Source organism: Acinetobacter lwoffii (assembly GCF_022967985.1).
In the GTDB taxonomy this organism is placed as follows: Bacteria; Pseudomonadota; Gammaproteobacteria; order Pseudomonadales; family Moraxellaceae; genus Acinetobacter.
Window position 1 is genome coordinate 76,883 of sequence record NZ_JALJVC010000006.1, and the last position, 24,537, is coordinate 101,419.

At 42.0% G+C, this 24,537-nt stretch carries 21 protein-coding genes and 1 pseudogene; 13 read left to right on the top strand and 9 right to left on the bottom strand.

The genetic code is table 11. The annotated features are described in order from the left end of the window. Positions 1-1,146, top strand: a complete 1,146-nt coding sequence (gene wecB, locus MWG72_RS05405) for a non-hydrolyzing UDP-N-acetylglucosamine 2-epimerase (RefSeq protein WP_247143397.1) — start codon at positions 1-3, stop codon at positions 1,144-1,146. On the opposite strand, the gene MWG72_RS05410 is transcribed toward wecB, so the two are convergent. From MWG72_RS05410 to MWG72_RS05430, 5 genes are read right to left on the bottom strand one after another with little or no spacing between them, the layout of a single operon-like run. Further along, positions 1,143-2,018: an alpha-amylase family protein gene (locus MWG72_RS05410; RefSeq protein WP_045796775.1), complete on the bottom strand. Its 876-nt coding sequence runs from the start codon at positions 2,016-2,018 to the stop codon at positions 1,143-1,145. The two genes, wecB and MWG72_RS05410, sit on opposite strands and share 4 nt — an antisense overlap. Beyond that, positions 2,018-3,838, bottom strand: coding sequence for a hypothetical protein (locus MWG72_RS05415; protein WP_338149393.1), 1,821 nt, complete (start codon positions 3,836-3,838; stop codon positions 2,018-2,020). The genes MWG72_RS05410 and MWG72_RS05415 overlap by 1 nt, the downstream gene beginning before the upstream one ends. Continuing rightward, positions 3,835-5,088, bottom strand: a complete 1,254-nt coding sequence (locus MWG72_RS05420; RefSeq protein WP_247143399.1) for a glycosyltransferase family 2 protein — start codon at positions 5,086-5,088, stop codon at positions 3,835-3,837. Before MWG72_RS05420 ends, MWG72_RS05415 begins: the two co-directional genes overlap by 4 nt. Next, positions 5,085-5,978: a hypothetical protein gene (locus tag MWG72_RS05425; RefSeq protein WP_247143400.1), complete on the bottom strand. Its 894-nt coding sequence runs from the start codon at positions 5,976-5,978 to the stop codon at positions 5,085-5,087. Before MWG72_RS05425 ends, MWG72_RS05420 begins: the two co-directional genes overlap by 4 nt. Beyond that, positions 5,975-6,733 carry a hypothetical protein gene (locus MWG72_RS05430; RefSeq protein WP_247143401.1) on the bottom strand — a complete coding sequence of 253 codons (759 nt, stop codon included), beginning with the start codon at positions 6,731-6,733 and terminating at the stop codon, positions 5,975-5,977. The genes MWG72_RS05425 and MWG72_RS05430 overlap by 4 nt, the downstream gene beginning before the upstream one ends. A gap of 620 nt (positions 6,734-7,353) precedes the next feature. On the opposite strand from MWG72_RS05430, the gene MWG72_RS05435 reads away from it, so the two are divergent. From MWG72_RS05435 to MWG72_RS05465, 7 genes and pseudogenes are all read left to right on the top strand, one after another. Continuing rightward, positions 7,354-8,361 (top strand): DUF1852 domain-containing protein, encoded by a 1,008-nt coding sequence (locus MWG72_RS05435; RefSeq protein WP_247143402.1) that lies wholly within the window; start codon positions 7,354-7,356, stop codon positions 8,359-8,361. Positions 8,362-8,406: 45 nt separating this feature from the next. Beyond that, a complete protein-coding gene (locus MWG72_RS05440; protein ID WP_247143403.1) occupies positions 8,407-9,450 on the top strand; it encodes a methionine synthase in 1,044 nt (347 codons plus the stop codon). Between the two features lie 92 nt (positions 9,451-9,542). Continuing rightward, a complete protein-coding gene (locus tag MWG72_RS05445; RefSeq protein ID WP_005246437.1) occupies positions 9,543-10,037 on the top strand; it encodes a flavin reductase in 495 nt (164 codons plus the stop codon). A gap of 251 nt (positions 10,038-10,288) precedes the next feature. Next, positions 10,289-11,554, top strand: a pseudogene (locus MWG72_RS05450) (MgtC/SapB family protein). 105 nt (positions 11,555-11,659) lie between these two features. Further along, the gene (locus tag MWG72_RS05455) at positions 11,660-13,345 is read left to right on the top strand and encodes a phosphoethanolamine transferase (RefSeq protein ID WP_247143404.1); all 1,686 of its coding nucleotides are present in this window, start codon (positions 11,660-11,662) and stop codon (positions 13,343-13,345) included. A 1-nt stretch (position 13,346) separates the two neighbouring features. Next, complete coding sequence (locus tag MWG72_RS05460) at positions 13,347-14,018, top strand: response regulator transcription factor (RefSeq protein ID WP_247143405.1); 672 nt, start codon at positions 13,347-13,349, stop codon at positions 14,016-14,018. A 5-nt stretch (positions 14,019-14,023) separates the two neighbouring features. Next, complete coding sequence (locus tag MWG72_RS05465) at positions 14,024-15,343, top strand: sensor histidine kinase (protein WP_219309457.1); 1,320 nt, start codon at positions 14,024-14,026, stop codon at positions 15,341-15,343. 66 nt (positions 15,344-15,409) lie between these two features. Here MWG72_RS05465 and MWG72_RS05470 read toward each other — a convergent pair whose 3' ends face one another. After that, positions 15,410-16,081: a phosphatase PAP2 family protein gene (locus MWG72_RS05470; protein ID WP_247143406.1), complete on the bottom strand. Its 672-nt coding sequence runs from the start codon at positions 16,079-16,081 to the stop codon at positions 15,410-15,412. A 39-nt stretch (positions 16,082-16,120) separates the two neighbouring features. Further along, complete coding sequence (locus MWG72_RS05475) at positions 16,121-16,507, bottom strand: diacylglycerol kinase (RefSeq protein WP_005107001.1); 387 nt, start codon at positions 16,505-16,507, stop codon at positions 16,121-16,123. Positions 16,508-16,694: 187 nt separating this feature from the next. Here MWG72_RS05475 and MWG72_RS05480 point away from each other — a divergent pair, with 187 nt between their 5' ends. Further along, positions 16,695-17,429 (top strand): thermostable hemolysin, encoded by a 735-nt coding sequence (locus MWG72_RS05480; protein ID WP_247143407.1) that lies wholly within the window; start codon positions 16,695-16,697, stop codon positions 17,427-17,429. A 38-nt stretch (positions 17,430-17,467) separates the two neighbouring features. After that, complete coding sequence (locus tag MWG72_RS05485) at positions 17,468-18,253, top strand: AMP-binding protein (protein ID WP_247143408.1); 786 nt, start codon at positions 17,468-17,470, stop codon at positions 18,251-18,253. 98 nt (positions 18,254-18,351) lie between these two features. Here MWG72_RS05485 and MWG72_RS05490 read toward each other — a convergent pair whose 3' ends face one another. Next, positions 18,352-19,443 (bottom strand): sigma-54-dependent transcriptional regulator family protein, encoded by a 1,092-nt coding sequence (locus MWG72_RS05490; protein ID WP_247143409.1) that lies wholly within the window; start codon positions 19,441-19,443, stop codon positions 18,352-18,354. 233 nt (positions 19,444-19,676) lie between these two features. Next, positions 19,677-20,651 carry a lipoyl synthase gene (gene lipA, locus MWG72_RS05495; RefSeq protein WP_004979608.1) on the bottom strand — a complete coding sequence of 325 codons (975 nt, stop codon included), beginning with the start codon at positions 20,649-20,651 and terminating at the stop codon, positions 19,677-19,679. Between the two features lie 342 nt (positions 20,652-20,993). Here lipA and MWG72_RS05500 point away from each other — a divergent pair, with 342 nt between their 5' ends. The 3 genes from MWG72_RS05500 to MWG72_RS05510 are packed head-to-tail and all read left to right on the top strand — an operon-like array spanning position 20,994 to position 24,528. Then, a complete protein-coding gene (locus MWG72_RS05500) occupies positions 20,994-21,956 on the top strand; it encodes a thiamine pyrophosphate-dependent dehydrogenase E1 component subunit alpha (RefSeq protein WP_004979607.1) in 963 nt (320 codons plus the stop codon). Between the two features lie 15 nt (positions 21,957-21,971). Then, entirely contained in the window at positions 21,972-22,991 is a 1,020-nt protein-coding gene (locus tag MWG72_RS05505) for an alpha-ketoacid dehydrogenase subunit beta (protein WP_004979604.1), read from the top strand. 1 nt (position 22,992) lies between these two features. After that, entirely contained in the window at positions 22,993-24,528 is a 1,536-nt protein-coding gene (locus MWG72_RS05510; protein ID WP_148826056.1) for a 2-oxo acid dehydrogenase subunit E2, read from the top strand. Positions 24,529-24,537: the final 9 nt, after the last annotated feature.

A 24,537-nucleotide genomic window follows, 5' to 3' on the forward strand; every position in this document is an offset into this window, starting at 1 on the left:
ATGCCGATTGATCTTTCTTTTATTTTTGGTACTCGCCCTGAACTGATTAAATTAGCACCAGTCATCTTAAAAGCCCAGCAGGATTCACGATTTAGAGTCAGTGTGGTATTTACCGGTCAGCATCTGGAATTGGTACAGGATGCGATCGAGTTTTTCCAAATCAAGATTGATCATCATCTGCAAATCATGCAACCTGGCAAAAGTCTAAATATTCTATTAAGCAAGGCATTGACCGAACTCGATCAAGTATATCGTGACATGCCGAAATGTGATGTAATTATAGTGCAAGGGGATACCACCACTGTACTTGCAGGTGCTCTGGTGGCCTTTAACCTGAATATTCATCTGGCGCATGTTGAAGCCGGATTACGCTCTTTTGATCTGATGCATCCATTTCCGGAAGAAGGTAACCGACAACTGGTTTCCCGTTTGGCCCGCTGGCATTTTGCCCCTACCTGGCGTTCTGCAGAAAACTTGCGTCAGGAAAATATTCCGGACCAGCAGATTTTTATTACCGGTAATACCGTGGTTGATGCTATTTATCATGCCCGTGATTTAATGCAATCTTCTTCTCAGCAGTCTGAGCAGAGGTTAGAGCGAATGGGGCTGAAATTAAGTGAGCAAGATAAACTGGTCTTGCTGACCGCACATCGACGGGAAAATTTTGGTGAAGGTATTCAAAATATCTGTGCCGCCATCCATACACTATGTCGCCGTTATCCAGAGCTGCATTTTGCTTGGCCTGTGCATCTCAATCCGCAGGTACATGAAATTGCCTATCGTGAGTTTCTGAATCATCCGCAGGTACATTTGTTAAAACCTCTGGATTATCCGGACTTACTGGCTGTTTTAGGTGCAGCCTATTTTATTATGACTGATTCAGGCGGTATTCAGGAAGAAAGCCCCACCTATCAAAAACCGGTGCTCATACTGCGGGATGTAACTGAACGCCCGGAAGTGGTTGAAGCAGGTTGTGGAATACTGGTCGGTACCGACCAGGCCAAAATCGTACAAGAGTTTTCTCGTCTAATGGATGATTCAGCCTATTATCGACAACATGCAGAAGTCGAAAATCCATTTGGTGATGGTCATGCTTCGGAACGTATTTTGGAACAGATGCTGCAAGATTTAACAGCCAGAGCTTAGTAATTGATTTTCATCCACAAATAAAGCCAGAGCACACTGGCTTTATTTAAATAATGTGGACCATCAAAAATATAGACACGCTCTCCAGCATAAGCTTTTAACTGTTTTGCAATTTCCCAAGGATAAGCTGCACGAAAGCCGCCTCCCGGTTTAGGCCGGAAAGCTTCGAGAATAATCACAACTCTTTTGTCACCAACCTGATGTTTAAGATTTTGATAAATCACCGCTGCTTCTTCGGGGCTGCGCGTGCCCACACCGACGCCATCCTGAAAAAAAACTTGGGCATTATCAGGCAACCAGCTTTCAAGCCAGTAATGTAAAAACCGTGATTTGCGATCTGCACTATAAATGCTGATCCAGATTGGTCGCTGGAACTCGGCAACATAACGCGCCAGATTGGCAACTCCATGCCAGCTTGGATCAGCTTCTACAGGAAAATAATAAGCAGCAGGCTGAACTGGAAGAGAAGTTTTAATAATCTGTTGGGATTGTAAAAAGAGCTGGTCAATATTTTCACGTGCCACAGGTTCCTGAAAAATGCCTGCCAGACCTAAGATAACCTGCTTGGACCAGGGTTGTTCGGTAATCGTATTCCAGTCCGGCTGATGTTGCCATTGGGCTCCGGGGATTTCTTTAAAAAAGGAGCGTCCGTCTACAATACTCCATTGAGTGACTAAGGTATCGATGCCTAATAAGTGCCAGTTACCGGAGGCGTGACTCATCTGGTCAACCTGCCAGAAAATACCCTCAATTTTAGGCGCTGTTACCGCTTTAGCATCTGCACGTGCCATAAAAAACGCAGAGCCAGTAAAAGCCAAGGCAGGAAGTGCCAGTAACACCAGTAAGCCTAAAATCAGGTATTTTTTCATCATTATTCTTCTTTGGTTTTTTGTGCCTTACGGGTTCTGCGCCAGAACAGCAGCCCTATAATAAGCGCAGCAACAATCACTAGAATAATAGCAATAGTTCGCATGGAAATCTGTTCAATTATCGGGGTTTCTGCTTTTTCTATAGCTGTTTGACTAAGTACGGTAATTTGCCCTTGGGCAGAAATAAACAAGGCCGCAGTATTGTTCGGGATTTTCTGCTGGATTTGCGGCCAAAAGCGGGAAAAATTTTCTACCCCGAGGTTGTTGTCGCTATAAATCCAGAAATTCCCGTTTCTGACGGTGATCAAACTACCATTTGCCGTAGTAGGTAAGTAAAGAATCTGACTGTATTTTTGCAATTCGGATTGATAACGCTGGGCATTCAGCAGGATATTAATGGTTTTAGGTGTACTTGGATTCAGCTGGGTGATATTCAGACCAATTGGATCATTACTGAGCAGCATGTTCTTGGCAACTTGAGCTAGGCTGATCGCGATGGGGGTGGCCACAGGCGTATTCATGGCAATTTCAGGAGTCTTGTCAAAAACTGTAGACAGGCTGATGACTCCCTGTTTCATCTGGTAAGGCAGACTAAGCTTGGATTTTTTAGCATCAATCCATAAGGCATTACCCGCATTAGGTAGACAATTATTGCTATTTAACTGGTTATTACTCACCGTCATGTTAAAGCTGTTGGTATAGGGATAATCTGCACCTACAAATTCAAACTGCCGCTCAACCGGGCTGGAATCCAGTTTTGCCAGACTGGTACTACCTGCGAGTACTTCATTGAGCCAAACCTGTAAGGTCGAGCCTTGTAAGAGTCCGCTTTGCGAACGGAAATTAAGCTGACCCTTTAAAATATCCGTAGCTTCCCAAACAGCAGGAAAGACCAGTGAAATATTTTTGGGAGTATTGTCTAGTTTGAAATCGGAAATGCCCAGATCAGCCAAGCTTTCAAAACGGCGTACACTGGCCCAGTTTGGTCGTGCGACAGGGCCATTTAAACTCGCTGTTGCAGTATTTAGTTGTGCCAGATATTGCTGATTGAGCAGGGCATTGACGGCCATCAATAATTGGGATTCTGAAGAGTATTCAATCGTCAGGCTTGGTACCTGGTTAACCTGATTTAGACTCATCCGTGCTGCGGGTAATTTTGCGGCCGAACGCTGAATATTGATCATGAAATCAGGTGCTGATTCAGGAGTGGTATTTAGCCGCCATTGCACAGGTGTCGCAAAATTCCAGGCAGTTGCCAGCCTACTCATCATGGTGGCTTCCAGGAAATTTGCCGTATTAAAACCTAGCAGTGCCTGTACCGGTTCTGAGCGGTTCAATTGGCTATTGAACAGGACATCCGGGAGTTGATTCAGCTGCATGCTGTTACGCTGCGATTGGTAACTCAGATTTGGTTGAGTCAAGGTAGTCTGTAAATTGCTTGATTCAAGACAAATATTGGCAGTACTTTGTCCAGGTCCTGGTTTTTGTAAAATACTGATATCCAGCCGATGAAAACCGCTGTCGGCAGGGGGGAGGCTAAAATTTAATGTGCCTTTACCACTCAAATTTTGTTGATGAATCAGCTGATTGTCATACCGGACAATCACTGTACTGCTACCCTGTACATCGAACTGACTGCTGAACTGGACATCCTGCCAGCTTTCACCTTTTCCAACATAAAAAAAGTAAGGTGCAGTTTGCTCTACATGCCGTGCAACTACATCATCAAGCTTCCAGGTGGCCGCATAGAGAGGTGCACTAGACAATGCCAAGATAAGTGAAGACATTAATCTCAAAGGAGCTGTTTTTATGTGCATGATCATTTTTTTTCCTTCTTTCGTTCTGTCTTGTACCAAGTAATTCCCTCACCCTTGATTTTGCCTTTTAACATGTCCCAGGCGGCTTTAAAGACAATCAGGAGAAATACTTGTGAATAGGTGAAATAAGCGATAAAGGCATAGAAGTAAAATCGTTTAGGCACTTCTTTTTCCAGACTGAGGGTAAACCAGATCTGGACCAGATAAAGAATAAAGGCCAAGATGAAAAGCAAGGTAAAAGGACCGGGAATTGTAGTGCCATCAATACCGAGTAGACCAACCACCAGCGTCATATGACTTAAGAAGAGGGCTGGCACAAAAATGATGTAACACATAATATTGTTGCTGATTTCCATTCCGATTGGAAAAGGATGCCGGAGCGCTGTTCTTAAATATTTACGGGTTACATAAAAGTTACCTTGAGTCCAACGCGAGCGTTGTTTGATAAAAATATTCAGGTCACCCGGATCCTGTTGCCAGCCTACGGCATAAGGCACCCATTTAATCCGTTTATGTCCCAGAAAAATCCGGTAACTCATTTCGGTGTCATCGACCAAGGATTTTTCGTCAAATCCGCCTAGAATATCGAGTGCATCTCGCCAGATCACATAATTGGTTCCCATTAGGGTGGAAAGACGGAAACGCAGCCAGCGTCCACCCTGAAAAATCCACTGGAAATAGATAAACTCGATAGCGATAAAGGTACTAAGGGGGCTGTCTTTCCAGTTGCGGGTACGAACTTTGCCATTCACTGCGACCAGACTAGAATCTGCCAGCAAGGTCTGGGCAATCAGTCGCACACAATCCGGCTCTGGCGTACTGTCCGCATCATAAACCGCGATCAATTCTCCGCAGGCGTGTTTGAGTCCGTTATTCAAAGTTCTGGATTTACCTTTACCGCCTTGACCTTTAGGCACATTGATGACCCGAATGACTGGAAATTCGGCTGCCATACGATCGGCAATTTCCTGGGTATTGTCTTTAGAGGCATCATTAATCAGCAGTACTTCATAGCTTTCAGCCGGATAATCCTGTGCAGCTAGAGAGCGTAAGGTATCTTCAATCACCAGTGCTTCGTTATATGCCGGCACCAGCACACTCAGCATGGGCCAACGTTCAGGTATCGGCAAATTGGTCAGTTCCTGACTGGCTCGAATCGAATAACGCCAGGCAGAAAAGCTGAGCCAGGCCCAAAAGGCCTGTGGAATCCAGATCCCGATAAAGCCAGTAATAAACAGAATATCGATCATGCTCATGATTTTTTGAACCTCCGCCATAACATGGTGATCAGGAGGATGAGCATTAAGATAACGATCACAACAACGGATGCCCAGGAAGTAGAGGTACCCCAGAAGCTTAATAAATTAGGGTAATGGGTCGAGAGCACCAGATGTAATGGCAAGATTACGATTCCTGCTGAGAGCAAGATATAGCCGAGTGGATTGGTATGCATCCGGTTCAGTTGGCTGTCAAAGCGTGTATTTAAAAAGGTCCAGGAAATTCCCAATTCAGGATAAGCGATCTCACTTTCGGCAAGTGGCGCCTGAGGATTCAGGATAATTCCGGTACCATTGAAAGCAGTTTGTGGGTAGGCGGTGTAAAATTGTTGCTGACCCGATTGAATTAAACGGGCGGGTAAAGGCAGTTGTCCAGGATTGGCCTGAACAATGTAAAGTCCCGCAGGTAAAGTTTTGAGATTCGGATTCCAGCCATCCTGTATATAGGCAGCCATGGGACGTAGACCTGCACTGGTGGCGAGGGTCGCAAGTCCGCGAAAACGCTTTGGTTCGATACTGCTTAGATCAAGAATCGGGATAGCACCTTCCGAAACCTCCTGTTTGATCTGAAAGTAGATTGACGGTTTCATGAAATTTTCAGGAATGATTAAACCCGGTTTAATAGCCTGATTTTTCATGTTTTGATAAGTTTCGTAATGTATTTGATCAAAGCTAAATATCGGCCATAACTTCCTAGGAGCTGGGAAATAGGCTGGAATTTGCTTAATATCTGAGGAATCTTGCTGCTGAACCGGATCGGCTGTTTTAAGCTCACATTGATAATATTGTTGATAGTAAGAACTCAGTACCGGGTCAGGCAGTGTATTGACTGAAATGATCAGACCGCAGACATGCAAAAAATGACTCATAGGCGTTCCTCCAAGGAGGGTCGGCCCTGATGATGGGGTAAATGAGTAATCTCTGTTTTAATCAGTTCAATCTGTTTGATTTTTTCAATCAGTTGTTTGGAAATAGTAGATTCTCGATCGGCAATCGTAATTACGCGCAAGACCGAGAGCCGGCTATCAGTAAAGGAAAAGTGAGGAACTTCAAACTTATTTTCCAGCACATGGATAATTTTTTGTTGCAACAGTTTTAGTTCATCCACCTGCAACATATCTCTTAATAAACTGTGGTTGGTAATTTCTATATAAATTTCATCGTATTGAGGAATCAGATTCAGATTTAACATATCCTGAACTTGAGTTTGGGTATAGAAATAAGTACTGATAGGTAATGTTTTATGGGTCAGATTTTTACGATAAGTATCCAGTAAATTGTCGGTTTGCCTGTTGGTCGACATCATTTCATAGTAAATACTAAGTAGAAGTGGCGCTACAGGTAGAATAAAAAGCTGCAAGAAGCGAGTATTGATATCCATGCTGTCAGCCTGGACATTAAATAAAATATAAATAAAAAGAATAATAAAAATGACAATACTTAGTACAACGGACTGAACTACATTTAAAAAGCGGCCTAGCAGAATAAAGCCAATTAGAAGAATCCAGCTTCCGACCAGTTCTGTACGTACCCATTCATAGCCAATTAGTCCTATAAATATAACTATGACCATGGGCAAAAAGGTAATGGTTTGATTTGTTCTGACCAGCCAGTTTTTTTTCATTAAAATTACTTTTTAAGGAGTCTAATAATATAAAAGTGTTAGTTTCCAATTAAATTATTACATAAAGAATTGTAAAGGAATTGTGTAAAAAAGATGCGATATTATATTTAAGAAAATTTAATTTGTTTAATTTAGAAATAAAGAAGATATTATTCAATGTCTTTTAAAGTAGCCAATTTTAAGATTAAAATTTGTCCGATACGAATAAGTAGAATGTTTAAACCTTGATATCTAACAATTAGATTTGAAATCACACACAGTGAATAGACTGATATTTTCTAATCTTTAGATGAGTTTCATTCATTCACTTCTAAATTGCATCTAATAAGCTATAAAACCATTCTTTGAATTTACCCCTCAATTTCATCCACTTAATATTCGATAGAATTTATCTTAAGTTATTAATATTCATTATTTTATCATCTATTAAACCCTAAAATTACATAGAAAAAATCTGTCATATTTTTCTTTATTAAGTGATCTTGATATCTTAAGAACAACCAAGAATGAATAAGATTCACTTTTCATTGAGTTTAAATCAGTTTTATTCATCTTAACGTTCACGTATAACTAGGCTCATTCAGAAATTTGGTTATTAGAACTTAGGGTAGTGAATCACAATGAGTAAAAAGTTTGCATGTTCAATTAAGCGCATTCGTTTTGACGAAAACTATCAACCTGCAGATAGCACACGTCTGACGACGAACTTTGCCAATTTGGCGCGTGGCGAAAGTCGCGAACAGAATTTGCGTAACACTCTACGAATGATCAATAACCGTTTTAATGCATTGGCACATTGGGATAATCCAAAAGCAGATCGTTATTCAGTTGAAATCGACATTATTTCAGTTGACCTGGATGTTGAAGGAAATGGTAAAACATTCCCTGCAATTGAAACTTTAAAAATCACGATTATTGATCATCAAACCAATCAGCGTATTGATGGCATGATTGGCAACAGTTTCTCGTCTTATGTCCGCGATTATGATTTTAGCGTGGTACTTCCTGAACATATCAAGAAAAATCCAACATCGACCAAGCCAGAAAATTTTGGTGATTTACATGGCAAGCTTTATCAATATCTCGTCAATTCTGAAGTATTTAAAGCAGAATTTAAAAAACAGCCGGTGATTTGTTTGAGCGTTTCAACCTCGAAAACCTATTACCGTACCGCGAATGTGCATCCTGTATTGGGTGTGGAATATAAAAATGATGAGTATTCACGTACCGATGAATACTTCGCCAAAATGGGCTTAACCGTCCGTTATTTCAAACCTGAAAATGCTGCTGCACCTTTAGCATTTTATTTCGCAGGTGATTTATTACGTGATTATACCGATCTGGAGTTGATCAGTGCGATCAGCACCATGGAAAGCTTCCAAAAGATTTACCGTCCTGAAATTTATAATGCGAATTCTGCTGCGGGTCAGGTGTATCAACCCAGCCTTGAGTACCCAGATTATTCATTGACTCAAATTGTGTATGACCGTGTTGAGCGTGGTCAATTGGCAGTGAAGCAAGGGAAGTGGGCGGAAGAACACTTTATCCAGCCTTATAAAGACATTCTGGAGCAATGGGCCGCAGAGTTCACAATCAAAACTACTGCTGACCAAGAACGCGCTGCTTAATACACAACATTATTATTTTACGAATATAGAGATAGAAGATTAGACATGGCACTTTTACAACCTAAAAAGCTACTCCTAACATCAACTGCTGGCAGCTTACCGAAACCGTCTTGGCTAGCAGAACCTGAAAAACTTTGGTCACCCTGGAAATTGGAAGGCCAGGAATTATTGGATGCAAAACAAGATGCACTGCGTTTGTCACTGCATGAACAACAGCAGGCAGGCATTGATATTGTCAGCGATGGTGAACAAACCCGTCAGCATTTTGTGACGACATTTATTGAGCACCTTGAAGGCGTTGACTTCAATCAGCGTGAAACGGTTAAAATCCGGAATCGTTATGAAGCGAGCGTTCCATCAGTCGTGGGTGAAGTTTCTCGTCAAAAACCTGTCTTTGTTGAAGATGCCAAATTCTTACGTTCTCTCACAGATCAACCGATTAAATGGGCACTGCCTGGTCCAATGACCATGATTGATACGCTATATGACGGTCACTACAAGAGCCGTGAAAAACTGGCTTGGGAATTTGCCAAGATCCTGAATCAGGAAGCTCGCGAGCTTGAAGCGGCTGGCGTGGATATCATCCAGTTTGATGAACCTGCATTTAACGTGTTCTTCGATGAAGTGAATGACTGGGGTGTGGCAACTTTAGAGCGTGCACTTGAAGGCTTGAAGTGTGAAACTGCGGTACACATTTGCTATGGTTATGGTATTAAAGCCAATACCGATTGGAAAAAGACCTTAGGCTCAGAATGGCGTCAGTACGAAGAAGCATTTCCGAAACTGCAAAAATCAAAAATTGATATTGTGTCGCTCGAATGCCATAACTCACGTGTTCCGATGGATTTGATTGAGTTGATTCGTGGTAAAAAAGTCATGGTCGGTGCGATTGATGTCGCAAGTAATCAAATTGAAACAGCTGAAGAAGTGGCAAATACGTTGCGTAAAGCACTTCAGTTTGTGGATGCAGACAAACTCTATCCATCAACCAACTGTGGCATGGCACCACTTGGTCGCCAAGTGGCTCGTGGCAAACTCAATGCACTCAGTGCAGGTGCTGAGATTATTCGTCAGGAATTATCTCGCTAATTAAAGTGAATCCATGATGCTTTTAAAAGATTGAAAGTATCATTTGAGTGATATAACGCTCTTTATAAAAAGCTGAATATTGGAATACGGTGATGGTTGAAGCGACAGACTTTAGAAACGCAATGTCTTTATTAACAAGTGCAGTGAATGTAGTGACCACGATGGGCGATTCAGGTCGTCATGGTTTTACTGCGTCTGCCGTGTGTAGCGTGACCGATACACCACCGACATTGTTGGTTTGTATGAATAAATCATCGCGTTCTTATATCAACTTTGTTGAAAATAAAGTGCTGTGCGTAAATGTACTCAGTGCAGATCGAGCGCATCTTTCAAATGTTTTTGCATCTTCAAAATTCAGTTCTGAACAACGATTTGAACAGGGTGAGTGGACTGAATTAGAAACAGGTTCTCCTGTACTTCAAGATGCACTGGTGAGCTTTGATTGTGAAATTGGGCAGATCCAGGAAGTTGGTACACATACGATTTTGATTTGTCCGATTGTTGCCATTCAACAGAATCAGGAAGATCAAGCCCTGGTTTATTTTAATCGTGCCTATCATCAGGTCGGGGAAACAGAGTCTGTCTAATCCTGGAGCTGATGTAGGATTAAAATATTTTAGATTTAAAAGCTTATTAACTTCCGTAATTTTGATTAAACTGGTCTACTAAGAATAAGGAATTAGGTAGACCATCAACAAGGATGAATGGCGGACTAATGCAATAATTTACAGCTATCTATAGCCTAGAATTTAAAGATACAGCAGTTAAATTGATGTGCTGCTTTAAAAAACTGTTTATATAATAAAAATACGTACAGTCACTGGATGACACAAGGTGAATGCTCTTGAATATGCTTTTGCAAAGTTTATCTTTTCAGGAATTACTGACCATCATGCTGTCGGCATTAGGCTGTGGGCTTTTAATTGGGCTTGAGCGTGAACGTCATAAAAACAATAACAATGAGCAGAGTTTTGCAGGATTAAGATCATTTACGATTACAGCTTTATTGGGTGCTTCATGTTTCCTTTTGCATCTCTATATTGGAGTAATAGGAACCGTCGCGGTCAGCCTGTTCTGTGTGTATAGCCTGTTTCAACAAAAACAAGATATTGGATCTACCACTGAACTGGCTTTTTTGATGACTTATATCATTGGCGCTATTTGTGTGTGGAATATCCCACTGGCTGCAGGGATGGCGGTTCTACTCACGATTATCCTGATGGGCAAACAGACATTGCATCAATTTGCCGGAAAAACGATCCAAAGCTATGAGTTAAGAGATGGCTTACTTTTATTGGCTTTGATATTGATTGCGTTGCCGGTCATGCCCAATAAGCCCTTGTGGGGCGCCGTACTGAATCCCTATATCATCCTTAAACTACTCATTTTAATCTTGATTGTGCAGTCCATGGCACATGTGGCAAAACGAATCCTATCCAATGATAAGGCTCTCATTTTATCTGCCTTAGCCTCGGGATTTGTCTCCAGTACGGCCACGATTGCCAGTTTGGGCATGCAAGTCCGATCCGGGCGGGCCAGTGCAAAATTAAATGCAGGCGCCGGATTGATCTCCTGTATTGCCACCTTATTACAGCTCTTGCTGATTGTTCTGTGAGTGAGCGTAGAGTGGTTCAAGTTCCTGCTGATTCCGAGTTTGGTGGGGATCGGAATTTTATGTATTGCAGCCGGATTCTTGATTTATCGAACTCCCCAAGCGGACAACAGTACGACCATCAATGAAATACAAGAAATTGATAGCCGAATGTTCAGTATCAAAGAAGCGGTGATTATTGCGGTCAGTTTGACCTTAATCCAGGCTGGGATTTACGGCGCGAATCTTTTACTGGGAGATAGCGGCTTAATCTTAGGTACTTTTTTAGCCTCTTTATTTGAAGTGCATGCTGCTGTAGCAGGTGTAGTGATACAGGGAAATCCTCATAACCTGACTTTAATTTATGCTGTCATGATTGGACTTGCGGCACATGCGGTGTCTAAAAGTATCAATTCTTTTGTGACTGGGGGATGGAAGTTTTTTCTGTATTTTGCGCCTAGCCAAATTCTACATATGTTAGGGCTTATCTTTATTCTTCTGAGTTTGAAATAAAAGGGAGCTGGTTTGCATATATTATAAAATGATCCAGTCATTTTAAGCCATTTTTAAGTTTCAGATTCTAGGCTAAAGCATCTTAAAGTCTTTGAGCCACGGATCATGCTGAAGCTGTTTTCCCATTCGTCTTTTTTTAGTCAGCGACCTAAAAAGTCGATTAGTCTTTCAGGCTTCAATATGTTGCTCGCTATTTGGCTAGGACTGATCTTAAACTTTGCTTTCTATCAGAAAATTCATGAATTTACGCCTTATGCCAATCTGAAAGCAGGTCTGTTACTGGCCGCCACGGCATTGATCATCATTGCCTTTTACAACTTGGTATTACAGTGGCTGAACTGGAAATGGAACGCCAAAATACTGGCCAGTGTCCTGATCATTCTGGGTGGTTTTAGTGCTTATTTTGTCAATAGTCTGGGGGTCGTTATTACGCCTGACCAGATCCAGAATATGCTGCAAACTGATGCCCGTGAAGTCCGTGATCTTTGGTCAATGCGACTGATCATCTGGACACTGGGATTTGTAATATTTCCACTCGGCATCGTCTGGATGCTTCAAATTCAGCCTACATCGACTGGGCATCAGCTGGTGCATAAAAGCCTGAGCAGTGTAGTCTCACTCGGACTGATTCTAGGTTTATTGTTCTGCTTCTATGTCGACTATGCAGCCATCTTCAGAGAGCACCGTGATCTGAAGGGAATGCTTTCTCCACAAAATAGCATCGCGTCCACCTTATCCTATTATAAAAAGAAAGCACCTAAAGCGAATTTACCTTTGGTGGCTTTTGGCGCAGATGCTCATCTGTTACAGCAGGCCCAAATGCAGGAGCATCCTAAATTAATGGTGCTAGTTGTTGGAGAAACTGCACGTGCCGAGAGTTTTGCCTTAAATGGCTATGCGCGTAATACTAATCCTGAACTGAGCAAGTTAGCGGTGATTAATTTCAATCAGGTCAGCTCTTGCGGAACTGCAACAGCCGTTTCAGTCCCGTGTATGTTTTCGGGCATGTCACGTGAAACCTATGATGAACAGCTAGCCAGCCACCGTGAAGGTTTGCTGGATATTGCCCAGCGCGCCGGTTATCAGGTGACATGGATTGATAATAACTCAGGCTGTAAAGGCGCCTGTGACCGAGTACAAAAATATCAGATTCCGACGCAACTGAAACAGAAGTGGTGTGATGCTGGTGGTGAATGTTTTGATGAAATCCTGGTGGATAGCCTGAAAGATTATCTGGCGCATCTGGATAAAAACAACCCGAAACCGCAGTTAATTGTACTGCATCAGATGGGCAGTCATGGGCCGGCATATTTCAAGCGTTCCAAAGCGCCGTATCAGCCATTTCAGCCGACCTGTAATAGCAATGCCATTCAGGGCTGTAGTACAGAAGAATTAAAAAATAGCTATGATAATTCGATTGTATATACAGACCATGTCCTTGCTCAAATCATTGAAACTTTAAAGCAGCAAACACAGTATCAGACCGGTTTCTGGTACCTGTCTGATCATGGAGAATCTACCGGAGAGCATGGTTTATACCTGCATGGTGCACCTTATAGTATGGCGCCGACCCAGCAAACCCATGTCCCGATGCTGATGTGGTTCTCCGATGCCTGGAAGCCGCAGAATACTCATCAGGTCAGCTGTCTTAAAGGACAGACCGGACAGGCACGCAGTCACGACCATCTTTTCCCCAGCTTATTAAGTTTACTGGATATAAAAACGCAAGTGACTGAAGCTAAAAATGATATGCTTGCACAATGCTCACCATCATTAAAGAATAGAGCTTGAAATGCATAAAATACTGATTATTGAAGACGACTTTATGATTGCCGAGTCGACTGAAACATTGCTCAAGCTGCATCAGTTTGATGTGTACTGGGTCAATAATGGGATTGAGGGTTTAAAACAGTTACAGCAGCAGGCCTATGATATTGTCCTGCTCGATTTAGGCTTGCCGATGATGGATGGTATGCTGGTGCTAAAAAATATCCGGCAGAAGTTTCCAAATTTACCGGTACTGATTATCTCCGCCCGTGATCAGTTACAAAACCGGGTAGATGGGCTGAATCAGGGAGCAGATGACTATTTAATCAAGCCTTATGAATTTGACGAGTTACTGGCCCGTATTCATGCCTTAATACGCCGTAGTGGTTTAAAAAATACCGGGATAGATACGAATAAGAAATTATCACACAGTGGTTTGGAACTAGATCTGGAGCAGCATATCGCTCTGTTTAATGGACAGGCTATAGAATTAGCCAACCGGGAATGGTCTATCTTAATGGCCATGCTAAATCATCCGAATAAAATTTTTTCCAAGAATGATCTGGAAGACAAGCTTTATGACTTTGATAGTGATGTCAGTAGTAATACGGTAGAAGTCTATATCCATCATCTGCGGGCAAAATTAGGAAAAGACTTCATCCGTACCATACGTGGGCTAGGATATCGCTTAGGATGAGCGCCATGCAGAAACGTTATTCCTTGCAAAAACGTCTGGTTATTTATATTTCATTATTTAGCGTAGTACTGGGCTGTGTGCTGATCTTTTCGGCATACCGGATTGCGCTCGAAGAAATTAATGAAGTACTGGATAAACAGATGCAAAGTCTGGCAGAGCGCATTGCAGAAAATCATCCGCAGCCCCTGCAGAGCCAAATAGATCTGGCAAAACAATACAGTGAAGAAGATTTATTTGTAGATATCTGGTCCTATACAGATACAGCCACTTCCTTGCATCCGCAGGATGTTCTGGTGGCACCGGTCAGGAAAGCAGGTTTCTACAAGCATCAAACGCCATATGGAACCTGGTTAACTTATATTATTCCTGCTAAGCAATTACAGATTCAGGTGAGCCAGCAGCAAAATGTCCGGCAGGAACTGGCGCTGGAACTGGCAGCCAATATGTTTCTTCCTTACGTACTTTTTTTACCTTTTGCAGTGTTTGGCTTAGGCTGGATGATCCGGAAAAATTTTCAGCCACTCAATGACTTTAAAACTGAATTGGCCAGCCGCAAGGCACAAGACTTAAAGCCAATTGCAATGAAAGATTATCCCCTGGAGCTGGAACCGACCATTCAGGAAATGAATTATCTGTTTGGCCGCATCTCTCTAGCCCAACAGGAACAACGTCAATTTGTAGCGGATTCTGCACATGAATTACGCACGCCACTGACCGCCTTGAATTTACAGCTACAAATTTTGCTACAGCAGTTCCCTCAGAGCGAGTCTATCCATAATTTGAGTCAAGGCATTTTGCGCATGCAGCATCTGGTCAACCAGTTATTAAGTCTGGCCAAACAGGATGTGACTGAAGGTTTAAGCGAACCTGTTCAATTGCTATCACTGAATCAAATGACAGTCACCTGTATCGAAGAGCTGATTCAACTGGCGCTACAGAAAGACATTGATTTAGGGGTAGAGCAGCAGCAGGAACTATTGATTCAGGGCCAAGCTTCGGCCTTGCACTCGATTATTTATAATTTAATTGATAATGCGATTAAATATAGTCCGAAGGATGGCGTGATTAATGTGTCGATTTTCCAGCAAGGCCATCAGGCAGTTTTACAGATTGAAGACAGTGGTGCAGGGATAGATCCCGCTCAATTCAATCAGATCCGGCAACGCTTCTACCGGATACATAACCATGCAGAAATTGGCAGCGGTTTGGGTTTATCCATTGTAGATAAAGCCACCGAGCGCTTGGGTGGAACACTAGAATTTTCGCGAAGTGTCAATCTGAGTGGCCTTTGTGTACAGGTCAAGTTTCCTTTGGCCAAAGCCTAAGCAAATAGGCTTCTAGTTTTTGGAGTTAAGGTTGCCTGATACTAGAGCGTATAGGAGTGGTCTTTTCTATTGGGGGAGTTTGTGGCTAAACAGCGTATAGCCAATGACATTGATGCACCAGATAATCCAACCAGTCCATAAATTATGACTCAGGAAATGTGCTCCGCGCATCATTTGTGCCCAGCCCATGGCCAACCCTAAAATTACTGCACCGATCAGAAGAAAATAAGCACGCTTGCGGTTAGAAATACGATAAACAAAATAGCCGGCCATTAAAGCAAAACCACTAGATGCATGCCCTCCAGGAAAACAGTGGCCTGCAGTGGCACTAAAATCCCACAAAATCCCATTATGGGTAGGTATGGTCATATCCCAGGGACAGGCATGGGCTGACTGGGATTTTAAAATTCCGATCGAGGCTGTGGTCAGCACTACCATGCTAAAAAAATAGCCAAATTCCCAGCGCCGTATATACCAGTTCTGCCATTTCAGTGATGCCAACCAGCCCAGTAATAATGTGATATACACTAGAATCAGCAGGTCTTTCACATAGCGATGATTGAGTTCTGCCAGTGCCCATTGTTTTCGAAGGGGAAATTGACCATGATCATCGATAAAGGGATAGATGAGCTGTAAGTCCAGCACTCCTCCAATGTCAAAGAAGTTGAGAAGAATCAAAAAACTGAAGATCAAAAGTAAAGTTTGGGTCAGTAAAAACCGGGAACGGTCAGTGATCATTTTTAAGTTGTCCATTTCAGGCAGTAGCAAGAGCAGAGGTCAAATCAAATGACCAGCCAAAATGATGCCCCAGGTCAGGGCAATTAAACTAAGTGCTACAAACTGAGCCGCACTGCCCATATCCTTGGCATTTTTAGACAGTTCATGCCGTTCCATGGAAATACGATCTACCACTGCCTCTATCGCTGAGTTAATCAGTTCAATGATCAACGCCAATAGGCACACGGCGACCATGAGCGCTTGCTCAACTCGGCTAACTGGCATCCAAAAGCTTAGAGGAATCAAAATAAGATTAATCAGCAGGATCTGCCGGAAGGCGGCCTCATTTTGAAAGGCGGTTTTAAAACCAGCCATGGAATAACGGGTCGCATTAAAAATACGCTGCGTTCCTGAGGTGCCTTTATAAGGTGATCGGTAGGAAGACATAAAGCAGATTCAGTCAATAGAGAGATAGGAATAACTTAAATTTTCAATCTTAAAATGCTCTTAAAAAACCGGCCGTTCTCTGGGTTTTTTATACACACAGCTTTTACATTCTTTTGCACAAAATTAAGAATTTTTTAAGTTTGGACTTCTATCTTGAGTAGCAAGTTAATTTCGTGGTGTGAGCCAAATGATCAAGTTTAGTTTTGATCCTTATTTATCTAGTCAGATTCACTTTCTAAATACATATTTCAAGCAGTCTCAATACAAAAAACAAATCAGTCTAAATAAATTTTCACTACAGGCCCATCACTTTGATCCCGTGATCTCGGTACAAGATAATGCTCTACAGCTAAGCGTACAAACTGTACACCGTGGTGAGACGTGTGAACGTCGAGCACTGGAAAATTTTATTCAAGAAAAATATCAACAAGTCCATCAGGCCACGATATCAACCTTCTCTTCGACCCTGTTTGCCGGTTATGACGGAGCCAAAATGCAAGTTGTTATTGGCATGGAGCATTTACACCAAACCAATGCCTTACTGGAACAGTATCTCGATGAACCAATTGAAAATATTCTTGGCAAGCTCAGTCAGGCGGAGGTTAGTCGGAACAAGATTGTAGAAATTGGCAACTTAGCTGCAGTAGACATGAATCAGGCCAAACTGATAGTGGCATTTCTGGTCTTTCATCTCTCGCAGCAATGCATTGAATGGGCAGTATGTACCGGAACAACTGCAGTACGTTATGTGTTGCAACAGATGGGATTACGTTTTCATATGCTTGAAAAGGCTGACGCGCAAGTCCTAGGGGGGGCACAGCGCCTGTGGGGCAGTTATTATCAGCAGAAACCTTATGTCCTGGCGATTGATGTGGCAGAGGCCCTACAAGTCGCTCGTCAATTTTATCAATTTAGTCATTAAAGCATTTTGCTTGATTAGCGAGGCACAGAATTTAAATGATGACTGCTTTATTTGAACGTATCAGCCTGAAAGCACGACAATATCCGCAGCGAGAAGCGGTAGTCACCGCACAGGCAACCCTCAGCTATGCCGAGCTGCAGCAGCGGGTAGAATTATTGAATGCCGGGTTCAAGCAGCTTAATCTGCACCATCTGGCCTTGTGGGGCGTAAATAGTATGGACTGGATTGTAGTCGATCTTGCCGCACAAAAAGCCGGCATGACTGTAATACCTGTTCCTCTATTTTTTACTGTAGCCCAAGTACGGCATCTGCTTTCTGACAGCCAAACCGAGCTGCTCTGTATTCTGGATGAATCTTTCTCTGCATCAGAATGGCTGTTAAATCTGGCTCAAGACATGAGTGGAGATGAGATATTTATTGCTGGCCAGCTACATGCACGCTTTTTTCAGCTAAAGCAGGCCGTACAGTATTCATCTTCTTTACAGACCCAGCATCCGGCAAAAATCACCTATACCTCAGGCAGTACCGGAACACCGAAAGGCGTGTGTCTGGCAGAAGATACCATAGAATCAATTACGTATTCACTCAGTCAAGCACTGGCCAGCAGTCAGCTTGGACGGCATTTGTGCCTGATTCCATTTGCCACCTTGCTAGAAAATATTGCCGGCATTTATGTCGCACTGAGTATGGGACGCGCTGTAGTAGTCGGTGAGGTGAGCCAGTTCGGTCTGGTATCTAACCATACTTTTGATACACAGCGGTTTTTAAATACAGTACAGAGCTATCAAATCGAAAGTGTGATTTTATTGCCGCACTGTAGTTAGTTCTCAATTTTAAATTTTATTAAAGGAAGTATGAAAGTCATACTTCCTTTTCAATCTTCTACACAATAAAACTTTAGAGTTGAAGCCAAAAATAATATTTAAATTAGGTTTGAAAAATAATTACGGTGGGCGCTATCTTGTGGTAAGAGTTCTAATAAGCGTTGTATTGCATCAATTCGATCATGTGTTTGCCCAATAATTCGTAATAATTGATCGATATCCTTTATTTGATAGATCAACTGGCTTAAACGGGCATCAAAACAATGTCTCCATGTGCTGAGTAATGGGCTTTCTGATTTAGATAAAAAGCTACCTTTATATAGCGAGAATGTACTGGATATAAGATTTGCATTTAATGATTGTTCAGCACGTAAAAAATCACATTGAACTTCACAGCTAAGCCTATAAATGCGAGCCTCAATTGAATGGGGTAATAAGCTACGAAGTTGTGAAAGCTCAGCCTTTAGGGTTTTTAGGCTGACACTACGCGCACCATAAAGGGCATAGTGTAACTCTTCTAAACAAATGCCATGGGGATACAAAGCTAAAATGCATAGTATTTCAATTTGACGGTGACTCAAGTTCAATGTATGCCCATTAAATTGAACCCAAGGCGAGCCTAGTGCCTTAATGTATAAAAAATTTTGCTGTTCAAGTTTTATGGCGCGTTGTATTAAATCTGCACAGCGTTCAACTGCAAGCAGCCCTAAAGGCGTATGTTTTTTATATTTTGTGGAAAGGTTAATAATGCCATGAAATTGACCTGATGCTGGATCCCAGATCGGCGCGGCATAACAAACCCAATCTCGAACACTGTCCATTTGGTTTTCATGAGAATAGACACAACTTGATATTTGGCTGTTTAAAGTCATACCTATCGCATTGGTCCCAACAGCCTGTGTAGACCAATGCCCACCCTCAATAAAATGAACCTGTTCGGCAGAAGAAAGCATTACAGAACTACTCCATGTCCATAAGAGAGTACCTTGATGATCTGTGAGACCAATCGCCATATCTGAATCATCAGCTATTTTGAGTAAGTCGGCATAATTATGTTGGATAGAGCGGCGAAATAAAGAAGTTTTATCTTCTGGAGGTAAGGCTAAAACAGGAGCGGCATGAACAGTATGTTGATTAATTAAATGGGTTGTTTGCAGATTTTTTGCAGATGCGGTATTGAACAGGTTCATATCATATTCCTTTATGATCAGACTGTAATATTTTTAAATTTTAGAAATGAGTTTCCAAATTTATAGTCATTTACGTCATTTCTTCTTGCTTCAATTTTAAATGCTTTTATCTTTGCTTGGTTAAATCATATCTTTTGGCTTTACCAGTCCTTGAGTTACTTTAAAAGTGTTCTTATGAGCTGAAAATGGCTATTTCCATCTGAAATGTTAATAAACGTAAATAGGATGAAAATTCATTCGCTCATGTAAGGGCTAGGCACAGCTTCACCATGATACTGACGGTCTGCAAAATAACTTGATCGTACTAATGGCGCACTCCAAATATTTTTAAACGCTAAGCGCTCTCCATGTGTTTGATAATGCTTAAACTCTTGCAACGTAACAAAACGATGAATTGGCGCATGAGATTTAGATGGCTGTAAGTATTGACCGATTGTGACATAGTCCACTTGATAATCTTTCAAATCATTTAATAACACAATAACCTCAGCCTCGACTTCTCCTAAACCGACCATCAAACCACATTTCGTTGGAATTTCAGAACAGTAGTGTTTAAATTTTTTGAGTAAATCCAATGAGTGCTTATAGTCAGCGCCTGGTCGCATGGCTTTATACAGACGTGGAACGGTTTCAATATTATGATTAAAAACATCGGGTGGGTTTTGGCTCAGAATCTTCAGGGCAATATCTGCACGACCACGAAAATCAGGAACCAAAATTTCTATCAGAGTTTCTGGACTGGTTTGACGAATTTCTCGAATGCAATCTGCAAAATGCTGTGCGCCACCATCTTTTAAGTCGTCTCTATCAACAGAAGTAATCACGACATACTTTAAGTTTAGATTCTTGACTGTTTCAGCCAGATGCTTTGGCTCATTAGGATCTAGGATATTAGGACGACCATGTGCGACATCACAGAATGGGCAGCGTCGAGTACAAATATCTCCCATGATCATAAACGTTGCAGTCCCTCCGCTAAAGCATTGTGGCAAATTGGGGCAGGCCGCTTCTTCACAAACCGTATGTAGTTTCTGTTGTCGTAATAAATCCTTAATGATTTGAACTTCCTCAGGTTGACTAATTTTAGTCCGAATCCATTCTGGCTTTTTCGGTGTCGTTTCCGTTGGAACAACTTTAATTGGAATACGCGCCATTTTTTCAGCGCCACGTAGCTTTTTTCCAGTTAATACTGTGTTATTTAAATCCATTACAAACACTCCATCGTTTAAAATAATTAATATAGATCCCGATATTAAATAAGCTCTTTTAGGTGCTTTAATAATATTAAAACAGTGCAAAAAACTTATCATATAAAATAAAGGTTGGTTAAAGGTTTGTTTTCATATGTGATTGAACTACTGTAAAATTTTTAAAAAATTTTTAAGTTCATAACCTTCTGTTTTTAATATTTTTCCCATCTCTTAATGCATTATATTTTTTTAGTCTAATATGAAATTAAATAAAAATATATTTATATAAATATACGGTTTAAAAATCCAACCATTAATTTTTGGATTTTCTTTTAAGCGTAGTTAATAAGGAACAAAGATATGCAATTAACGGAAGAGCAATTGCTAGCAGCATACAAAAGAATGCGCGACATTCGTGAATTTGAGGATCGACTTCACGATGAAAATAATACAGGTGATATTCCCGGTTTCATCCATTTATATAGCGGTGAGGAAGCTATTGCCGTAGGGATCTGTGAAAATTTAACAGACAAGGACTTCATTACATCAACGCATCGTGGTCATGGACATTGTATTGCTAAGGGCTGTGACATTCACGCCATGATGTTAGAAATTTTTGGCAAAGATGATGGTTTGTGTCGTGGTAAAGGCGGCTCAATGCACATTGCGGACTTAGATAAAGGCATGCTCGGTGCAAACGGTATTGTGGGTGGTGGTCCACCTTTGGCTATTGGGGCAGCTTTAAGTGCTAAAACACTGAAAAATGGTGGGATTGGTCTATCATTTACCGGTGATGGCGGGTCAAATCAGGGCTTAACTTTTGAAGCCATTAATATGGCTGTCGTGTTAAAGCTCCCTGTCATTTTTGTTTTTGAAAATAACGGTTTTGGTGAAGGTACTGCACATGACTATGCCGTAGGCAGTAAAGACATTGCAGGTCGAGCGGCAGGTTTTGGCTTACCTGCTGAAAAAGTAGATGGAACAGACTTTTTTGCTGTGTATGAAGTTGCACAAAAAGCCATTGAACGTGCCCGCTGTGGTGAAGGTCCGAGTGTGATTGAAACGGTAACCAACCGTTTTTATGGACATTTTGAAGGTGATCCGGGGCTTATTCGTTCCAAAGAAGAACTGGATTATGTCAAAGAACATAAAGACCCATTGAAAATATTCCGTGAAAAAGTCAAGGATAAAATTGACGAAGCCAAACTGGATGCGATTGATGCCCAGTCTAAAGCCAATGTAGACGATGCCGTTGCAAAAGCACGCGCAGCTAAGTACCCAGAAGTCTCTCAGTTACTTACTGATGTTTACGTCTCTTACTAAAGGAATAGTAGAAAAATGCCAAATAAAAGTTATCGAAACGCGATTAAAGAAGCAATTGAATTAGAAATGCGCCGAGATCCGAGTGTCATTGTGGTCGGTGAAGATGTTCGTGGTGGGCATGGTGGCAAAAATACCGATGACAATAAACTGGAAGGTTTTGGCGGTGTACTTGGTGTAACCAAAGGCTTATGGACTGAATTTGGTTCTGAGCGAGTCATTGACACCCCGATTACAGAATCGGCGATTATTGGTATGGCGGCAGGTGCTGCTGCAACGGGTTTAAGACCTGTGGCAGATTTAATGTTCATGGATTTTTACGGCGTGTGTTATGACATGCTGTATAACCAAGCGGCTAAATTCCGCTATATGTTTGGTGGCAAAGCCAAAGCGCCACTCGTTGTACGAGGCATGATCGGTGCAGGTTTTTCCGCAGCAGCGCAGCATTCTCAGTCGCCATATAACGTGTTTGCCTCAGTGCCTGGTTTAAAAGTGGTGGTGCCTTCAAGTGCCTATGATGTGAAAGGGTTGTTGATTCAAGCCATTCGAGATGACGATCCAGTAGTCTTTTGTGAGCACAAATTGTTGTATGACATTAAGGGCGAAGTGCCAGATGAAGCCTACACTATTCCTTTTGGTGTCGCAAATTACACCCGTGAAGGCACTGATATTACCATTATTGCCTTAAGCTTGATGGTGCATCGTGCCAATGAAGTTGCGGATAAGCTCGCAAAAGAAGGCATTTCGGTTGAAGTGGTTGACCCTCGAACCATTTCTCCATTAGACGAAGATGGCATTTTAGAATCAGTGGCGTCAACAGGTCGCGTAGTGATTGTAGATGAATCTGCGGCGCGTTGCGGTTTCGGACATGATGTGGCTGCACTCATTGCACAGAAAGGCTTTCATTATCTTAAAGCACCAATCGAGTTAGTCACTCCACCACATTCACCCGTACCATTTTCACCAGTATTAGAAAAAGAATGGCTACCCAGTGTAGAACGCATCGAACAGGCTGTACGTAAGACGTTGGAGGCTTAGGATGAGCGAAATTAAAACTTTAGAAATCCCAAAATGGGGTTTGTCCATGGAAGAGGGTACGATTGCCCAATGGCTGATTGAGGAAGGTACGCAATTTAGTAAAGGACAGGAAATTTGTGAAATTGAAACCACAAAAATCGTCAATGTTCTTGAAGCACCTTTTGATGGCTTGCTACGCAAAATTATTGCTAAAGATGGTGACACTCTGGTTGTAGGTGGAGTTATTGCAATTTGTGCAGACGCTCAAGTTTCAGATACAGAAGTTGAAGCATTTGCACAGTCCTTAGGTGGAACACCTGCTGTAACAGAAAATAAAGCGGTAGCAGCGGTTCCTGAAAAAGTAGCTGTAGCTCAAGTTGAAACCAAAGTGCAAGCTGCTCCTAAACAGAACAGTGTTGGTAATGGATCAAAAGCGGTGACTCAGGGCGGATATTCTATTCCTGCTGCGTTACAAGGCTACCAACAAAGCGATGATATTTTTGCAACGCCACATGCCTTGAAATTGGCTGAAAAGCATAATGTAAACTTGTCTCAGATTACGGGTTCTGGACGTGAAGGTCGTATTAGTGTTCAAGATATTCAGACCGCAGTTCAAGCTGCTGGTGGTTCTTGGCCAGATGTGCGTCATCAAGCCAGTACCAAAGCCGCGAAATCTAAAGCAGATGATAGTGATGTTCTAGCGACACCTGTTGCCCGCCGTTTGGCAAGACAATGGGGCATTAATTTGCATGATTGTCGTGCATCGGGTTCACGTGGACGAGTCTGTAAGGAAGATGTTGAAGCTGTATATCAACGTGAAAACCCTGTACAAGCTCAACATGCTGATCATGCGCATCCAGCAGAGTTCGCAAAATTCACCACCGTGGCTATGAATGGTATGCGTAAAGCAATCGCTTCACGGCTACAAGCGGCAAAACGCAATGCACCACATTTTCGCTTAACGATAGACTTAAATGTTGAGTCGGTTCAGGCTTTGCGTCAGCAAATTAACAGTACCGTACCGCAAGTCAAGCTGTCCATTAACGATATGCTGATTAAAGCTGCTGCTGCCGCACTGATCAAAGTTCCACAGGTCAACGTTCAGTTTGATGAAGAAAATCAGCAAATTTTACAGTTTGAGCAGGCTGATATTTCGGTTGCTGTGGCCATCGAAAATGGACTGATCACGCCAATTATCAAAGCAGCGAACCATAAATCTTTGGCACAGATTTCCAATGATATGCGTGATCTGGCGACACGTGCCAAAACTGGAAAATTAACGCCTGATGAGTTTCAAGGTGGAAGTTTCAGTATTTCCAATTTGGGAATGCTGGGTATTCAGCAGTTTGATGCCATTATTAACCCACCTCAAGGTGCAATTCTAGCCCTAGGTGCAGCAGAGAAACGTGCTGTCGTCGAACATGATGAGATTGTTGTTCGCCAAATGGTGACAGCAACATTGTCTTGTGATCATCGTGTCATTGATGGTGCGTTGGGTGCTCAATTCCTATCAGCGTTTAAGCAGTTTGTCGAAAATCCTGCATTAATTTTGGTGTAGGAGGAATAG